This window comes from Arthrobacter sp. AOP36-A1-22 (assembly GCF_052377615.1).
Lineage (GTDB): Bacteria > Actinomycetota > Actinomycetes > Actinomycetales > Micrococcaceae > Arthrobacter_H.
The window spans coordinates 22170-29349 of the sequence record NZ_JBQSWX010000032.1 but is presented as its reverse complement, the minus strand read 5'-3'; the positions used below and the strand labels follow the sequence as shown (position 1 = coordinate 29349).

The following is a 7180-nucleotide window of genomic DNA, read 5'->3' as shown; positions in this document are numbered from 1 at the left end:
CTACTGCATTTAAGGACCGGATATCCCCGCGGCCCGCGGTCGGGACGCTGAAGGTAGTCTTGAGGCATGGATGGCATTTTCTCCCATGCGGAACCGACCCCCGACTCCGGTAGCGACGGCGATCGTCCCCGGCTGGAGCCGGTGGTGGCAGGCGTGACCGTGGCAATGGAATGTGAACAGGCCTACGAGGGGTTCGTCGATTACCTGCACCTGTGGTGGCCACTGGGCACCGTGGGGACCATGGGGCCGGGCTCCCACCTGGGCATCGAAGAAGGAATGCTCATCGAGGAATCCGAAGCAGGGGAGCGCCGGCAATGGGGCAGCGTGGTTCGATCCGAAGCGCCCCTGCGCAGCGGGGCCTCCGACCGCTCCCACGGGTGCCTGGAACTGGACTTCACCCTCGGCTTCGAACAGGAAGCCCCCACCCGGGTCGTCATCGACTTCGAGGAGACCGGCACCGGGGCCACCGATGTCACGGTCACCCATGCCGGATGGGCACCCGGCCCGGCCGGCGAAGGCCAACACGCGATGGCCGAGTCCTGGCCCGAGATCCTGGGCTACTACCAGCGCTTCATGGGCGGTGCCGCATGAGTGCCCCCACTCAGGATCTCGATGCCACGGTCGTGGCGGAGCGACTCACCAGCGCCCTGGGGCCCGAACAGGTCTGCGTGGAGGCCTCGGTCCTGGATCGCTACAGCCACGACTACGGCCATGTGGCCGATCCCCATGAACCGCTGGCGGTCGTCTTCGCCCGGGACACCCCGGACGTGCAGCAGGTCGTGTTGCTGGCCGGTGACCTGGGATTCTCGGTGATCGCCCGGGGCGCCGGCACCGGGGTCTCCGGCGGCGTCCACGCCACCCGCAACAGCGTGGTCCTGTCCCTGGAACGGATGGACGCCATCCTGGACATCCGCGCCGACGACGAAACGGCGCTCGTCCAACCAGGAGTCATCAATTCTGATCTGAACGACGCGGTGGCCGTCCACGGGCTGATGTATGCCCCGGACCCCGCCAGTCATAAGATCTCCACCATCGGCGGTAACATCGCGACCAACGCCGGAGGCCTGCGCTGTGCCAAATACGGGGTCACCCGTGATTCGGTGTTGGCACTGGACGTCGTCCTGGCCGACGGCCGGCTCATCCACGTGGGCCGCAACACCTTCAAGGGAGTGGCCGGCTATGACCTGACCAGCCTGTTCGTCGGTTCCGAAGGAACCCTGGGGATCGTGGTCGCCGCCACCGTCAGGCTGCGGTACCTCAGTGCCGACCAACGCTCCATGGTGGCCCTGTTCCCCGGGCTGGAAGGTGCCGCAGCAGGTGTCCTGGCCATCGGCAAGGCCCGGGTGCAACCGGCGATCACCGAAATGCTGGACGCCGGGACGATGGAGGTCCTGGACTCGATCCACGGGACCCGGCTGACCGAGCGCGGGGGAGCGATGCTCCTGATCCGTACCGACGGCTACGGGGCCAGGATCGAGGAAGAGGTGATCCGCGAGGTCCTGACCGGGCTGGGGGCGGAGGTCAGTGCCGCCGATGACCCCAATGCCGCCGAGCTCATCGAGATGCGCCGCAACAGCCGGGGTGACGAACAGGACGACGAATTCCGGGCCGGTGAGGACATTGCCGTACCGCGGTCCCAGCTGGTGGACTACATCCACACCCTCGAGGAGATCGCCGCACGCCATCAGGTCTGGGTCAGGGTCGTCTGCCATGCCGGGGACGGGAACCTCCACCCCACGTTCTGGATCGACCCCGGTGAGGGCCGGGCCGGGATGGAACGCCTGGAGGCGGCATTGGACGAGTCCGTCCGTGCCGCACTGGACGCAGGGGGGACGATCACCGGGGAGCATGGCGTCGGCCAATATAAGCGCCGCTGGCTGACGTGGGAGCTCGAACCCGACGTCCTGGAACTGCAGCACCGGATCCGTGCCCTGCTGGACCCGCAGGGCATCCTGAACCCCGGGAAGGGAATCTGAAGCCCCGCTCCCGATTAGTGAATTCGCCTCCGAACCGGTAAACTTCTTGAGGTTGATGACCCCACGGGGTGTGGCGCAGCTTGGTAGCGCGCGTCGTTCGGGACGACGAGGTCGCAGGTTCAAATCCTGTCACCCCGACCATCTTCCGGAATAACGGACCACTGGTTCGAAGAAGCCGGAACAGGTTGTCAGCCACGAGGACGGGGCCGAGGAATCGGCCCCTTTTTCGTGTCCGCCCCGAGGCGTTCCCTTCAGCGCTGCGGCGGAACACCCGTGGAGGTCCGTGAGGTGAATTCCGTGGGATGGAAGCCCGCCGTCGGGTCGGGGCCCATGGCCGGATCCGCCCCGTCCAGAAGCGAGAGCAGCTTGCCCACGGCCGCGGCACCCTGCCCTCCGGGATCCTGGGCAATGGTCGTCAACCCGAGAAGCTCTCCGAGCTCGTGCCCGTCGATGCCGATCACCGAGACATCCTCAGGGACCCGCAGACCAAGGTCACGTGCCGCGAAGATCGCCCCGAAAGCCATCTCATCCGAGGCGCAGACGAAGCCGGTGGGACGTCGACGGGGATTGGCCAGCACGTTGCGGATCTTCTGATAGGCACCAGCGGTGGAGAAGTCGGCGGTGAGCAGCCAGTCCCGGCGTACCGGCAACCCGGCCTGGTTCATCGCCGACTCGAAGCCGTCCTCACGGGCCGACCCGAGCTTGAAATCCACCTCGAATTCCTCGGTGCCTCCCAGGAAGGACAGCTCCCGGTGCCCCAGTCCGATGAGGTGCTCCGTGGCCAGGGCTGCGATGTTGAAGTCATCGACCTGGATCGTGTCGATCCGGGGAATGTGGCCACCGATGGCCACGACGGGTTTGCCGACGGAGGCCAGCTGGTTGATCTCGTCGGGCTCCAGCTTGAGCGTGACCGTGATGACCCCGTCGAGACGTTTGCGCAGCAACAGCTCCGAGAACACCGAATCCCGGTGGCGTTGTTCGCCACCGGTGTTGTACAAGGTGAGGTCGTATCCGGCGTCGATGAGCGCACTGGTGGCCCCCTGGAGCACGGTGGAGAAGAACCAGCGGCCCACGGTGGGCATCACCAGGCCGATGTTCCGGCTGCGTCCCGAGGCCAGGGAGGAGGCGTTGTAGGACACCACGTAGCCCAGCGACTCAGCGGCAGCATGGACCCGTTCGCTGGCCGCGGCGGATACCTTCCCGTTGCCACTGAGGGCGCGCGAAACGGTGGCGACCGAGACCCCGGCCAGTGCGGCAACGTCCTTGATGCCCGTCATCTGCGTCCTTCCGTCCAGGGGCGTGGATCCGCCCGGTTCCCTATGTTGTGCGCCGCAACCAGACCGCCGCATTCGCGGCCAGTTCCAGCACGCCGTCGACGTCGCCGGGAACCGGGCCACTGGATAGCAGGACCTCCCCGGGAGGAAGGGCCACCGGGGCCTCGGTGGTGTTCAGGACGACGTCGATGCCGGAGTTCTCGAAGGCGAGCACCCCGTCGGCGTGGCAGGTATCGAGCCACTGCAGCCCACCCGCGCCGAGCTCCAGCCTACGGCGTGCCGCCAGGGCCCGCCGGTACATCGACAAGGTCGAGGAGGGGTCGCCGTCCTGGGCGGAACGCGCCAGCCGTTCCCACCCGGCCGGTTGGGGCAACCAGGAGGTTTCCGACGGGCCGAACCCCAGTGTCGGGCCCGCAGGGGTCCAGGGCAGGGGGACGCGGCAGCCATCGCGCCCGACCCGCTGGCCGGCGGTCCTGAAGAAGTTCGGGTCCTGACGGAACCGGTCCTCGAGGGTGGTGTGGTCGGGCAGGCCCAACTCCTCGCCCTGGTATAGGTAGGCCCCGCCGGGCAGGCCCAGCATAAACACGGTGGCCGCCCGGGCGCGGGCCAGGCCGAGCTCATGGTCCGGTTGCGGGTCCCGGGGGCCCACGCCATCCCCGGAGCGCGCGCCGGCGGGGACGCCGAAACGGGTGGGATGGCGACTGACGTCGTGGTTGGACAGGACCCAGGTACTGGGTGCCCCCACCGCATCGAAGGCCGCCAGCGACCGGTCCACCACGGCACGCAAGGCCGTGGCATCCCAGCCGGTATTGAGATACGGGAAATTGAAGGCCTGGTGCATCTCCTCCGGGCGGACCCAATCGGCGACCGCGTCCACCGGGTGGGCGTTGGCTTCGGCACACAGGATGCGTTCGCCGTCGTACTCGGCGAGGATGTCGCGCCACGTGCGATAGATTTCGTGCACCCCGGGCCGGCCGAACATGGGGGCCTCGGAGAAGGGGAAGCCCTCGCGCGGGGATCCGTTGGCGTTTCCACCCCAATCCGGCAGACCTGGTTCCTTGACCAGGGCGTGGGCAACGTCGACCCGGAAACCGGCGACCCCGCGATCGAGCCAGAAGCGCAGGATCCTCTCGAACTCGACGTGGACGGCCTCGGCATCCCAATTGAAATCGGGTTGTGAGGAGTCGAAGAGGTGCAGATACCACTGGCCCTCGGCGCCGTCGGGTTCGGTGATGCGGGTCCAGGCGGGCCCGCCGAAGTGTGACTGCCAGTTGTTCGGTGGTTCCTGTCCCGCTGCGCCCCGACCATCACGGAAGATGAACAGCTCGCGCTCCGTCGACCCCGGTCCGGCGGCCACGGCGGCGCGGAAGGCGGCGTGCTCCTCGGAGCAGTGGTTGGGGACCAGATCGACGATGACCCGCAGTCCCAGCTCGTCGGCCCGGGCGATGAGGGCGTCGAAATCCTCGAGGGTGCCGAAGAGCGGGTCGACATCCGTGTAGTCGGAGACGTCGTACCCGGCGTCGTGCTGCGGGGAGGGGTAGAAGGGGGAGAGCCAGATCGCGTCGACCCCCAGCCGGGCGATCTGGTGGAGCTCGGCGGTGATGCCGGCCAGGTTTCCGGTGCCCGAACCGTGCAGATCCCGGAAGGAGCGCGGATAGATCTGGTAGATCACCGAACTGCGCCACCAGGAGCGGTCCGTGGAGGGACTGTGGGCCAGGGGACCGCGGGCGAAGGCCCCGGGCGGAATCGTCGGGGGGACGTCGGGGCGGGGTGCGGCGGCCGGCAGATCCGACACCGCGCTCAAGGCAGGGGCTGGTCGCATGCGGTCCAGCCTAGCCGCAGTCGCCAGTCCGTGAAAACGCTTGCATTGAGTCCGTATGCGTCGGACGCAGGTGGTATTCCTGCCTGTGAGAGCGCTTACAATTATGGCGTGCATCACTATCGTGTTTGCCGAAATCCGAGGATGAGAGACTATCCAGCAGGAGGCATCAATGATTCAAGCGCCACACCACGACGGATCCGCACTCCATGTCGACCGTCAGGACCCCGTCCTGGGACAGGACGTTGCCGTCCGGCTGCGGGTTCCCTCGGACCAACCCACCCCCGGCGGGGTCTGGCTGCGCAGCGTGCGCGACGCGGAACCCCACTACGACCAGGCGACCCGGCTGGGTGAGGCCGACGGCTGGGTCTGGTGGCAGGCACTGCTGACCGTGGTCAACCCCGTACAGAACTACCGCTGGGTGATGCGCACCGGGACCGGGTCGCTCTGGGTCAACGCCCGCGGGACCTCGACCCGGGACACCCCCGATGTCCAGGACTTCAGGATCTGCGCCGGGGCCGCGATCCCCGAATGGATCCACCGCTCGGTGATGTACCAGGTCTTCCCCGACCGCTTCGCCCGCTCCGCCGCGGCCGACGACCGCGAACTACCCGAGTGGGCGGTGGCCGCCGAGTGGGACACCAGCGAGGTCATCGGGCGCGGCCCGGACACCCCTTACCAGTACTACGGCGGGGACCTGGACGGCATCGGCGAACATCTGGACCACCTCGAGGAGATCGGGGCGAGCGTGCTGTACCTGACCCCGATGTTCCCGGCCCGTTCCAACCACCGCTACGACGCCTCCGACTTCGCGGGGGTCGACCCGCTGCTGGGCGGCGACGAGGCACTCATCCGACTCGTCGAAGATGCGCACTCCCGCGGAATCCGTGTCGTGGGTGACCTGACGACCAACCACTCCGGGGACGCCCACGAATGGTTCCGTGCCGCCTACCGGAACCCGGCGGCCCCCGAATCCGATTTCTACTACTTCAGCCAGGAGAACACCGAGTATCTGGCCTGGCTCGGGGTGGACTCCCTGCCGAAGTTCAACTGGCGCTCGCAGGGGCTGCGTGACCGGTTCATCCTGGACGACGATTCGATGGTGGCCCGCTGGCTGCAGCCGCCGTTCGACATGGACGGCTGGAGGATCGACGTCGGGAACATGACCGGGCGGGCCGGCGCCGACGATTTCAACCACGAGATCGCCTCGATGATCCGCCGACGGATGCACCAGATCAACCCCGAGGCCCTGCTGGTGGCCGAATCCACCTCCGACGCGGCCCCCGATTTCCAGGGGGACACCTGGCAGGGGGCCATGACCTATACCAACTTCACCCGCCCGCTGTGGCAGTGGCTGGCCCGCCCGCGCACCTGGCAGGACGACGGTGCCGCGGTGGCACCACAGTCCAATGTGACCTCCCAGCCGTGGCCCGACTTCTACGGGTTGCCCCAACGGGGCCCCGACAGCACCGGCGCCGAGGAGTTCCTGGACACCCATCTGGACTTCGCCGCGGCCTTCCCCTGGCGGGTGCGCCTGGCGAACCTCAACGCGATCGACACCCACGACACCGCCCGGGCGGCCAGCGCCATCCTTCCAGGAGCGCAGCCATTGGCCGTGGCCCTGCAGTTCACCCTGCCGGGGGTGCCGATGGTCTTCATGGGGGACGAATTCGGGCTCGAGGGCTTCAACGGGGAGAAATCCCGCACCCCCATGCCCTGGGAGGATCCGAGCAGGATCCCGACCGATCTGCGCGGTCTCTACACCGCGCTGTCGACGTTGCGCCGGGAGCATCCGGCACTGACCTCCGGGGGGCTACGGTGGCTCCACGCCGACGGCGGGACGCTCGCCTTCATCCGCGAAGACCGCCACGAGGCGGTTCTGGTCGTGCTCTTCCGTGATGCCGCCGAAGGACTCCGGTTGGAAGGCCTCGGGGCGGTCGGGACGCCGGTGCCTGCCTGGAGCCACGGAAACGTCACCTGCGAGATCGAAGGGGACTCCGGCGTCGTCCTCGGTGGTCGGGCGCTCAGTGCGGCGGCCTTCACACTGGCAGGAACCACCGTTCCCACGGCATCGCGCTAACGACGGGGACGCGCGGCACCGGTGGTCGTGC

5 protein-coding genes and 1 tRNA gene are annotated in these 7180 nt (G+C 67.9%); 4 read left to right on the top strand and 2 right to left on the bottom strand.

Features of this window, described 5'->3' with window-relative positions:
- The first annotated feature begins 66 nt into the window (after positions 1–66).
- From ACT3S2_RS14710 to ACT3S2_RS14700, 3 genes are all read left to right on the top strand, one after another.
- Positions 67–591: a hypothetical protein gene (locus tag ACT3S2_RS14710; protein ID WP_444555478.1), complete on the top strand. Its 525-nt coding sequence runs from the start codon at positions 67–69 to the stop codon at positions 589–591.
- Entirely contained in the window at positions 588–1976 is a 1389-nt protein-coding gene (locus ACT3S2_RS14705; protein WP_444561849.1) for an FAD-binding oxidoreductase, read from the top strand. The genes ACT3S2_RS14710 and ACT3S2_RS14705 overlap by 4 nt, the downstream gene beginning before the upstream one ends.
- 64 nt (positions 1977–2040) lie before the next feature.
- Positions 2041–2117, top strand: a tRNA-Pro gene (locus ACT3S2_RS14700).
- 110 nt (positions 2118–2227) lie between these two features.
- Here ACT3S2_RS14700 and ACT3S2_RS14695 read toward each other — a convergent pair.
- Complete coding sequence (locus tag ACT3S2_RS14695) at positions 2228–3253, bottom strand: LacI family DNA-binding transcriptional regulator (protein WP_444555480.1); 1026 nt, start codon at positions 3251–3253, stop codon at positions 2228–2230.
- 40 nt (positions 3254–3293) lie between these two features.
- A complete protein-coding gene (locus tag ACT3S2_RS14690; protein ID WP_444561848.1) occupies positions 3294–5072 on the bottom strand; it encodes a glycoside hydrolase family 13 protein in 1779 nt (592 codons plus the stop codon).
- A gap of 169 nt (positions 5073–5241) precedes the next feature.
- Here ACT3S2_RS14690 and ACT3S2_RS14685 point away from each other — a divergent pair, with 169 nt between their 5' ends.
- Positions 5242–7149 (top strand): alpha-amylase family glycosyl hydrolase, encoded by a 1908-nt coding sequence (locus ACT3S2_RS14685; protein WP_444561847.1) that lies wholly within the window; start codon positions 5242–5244, stop codon positions 7147–7149.
- Positions 7150–7180 lie beyond the last annotated feature (31 nt).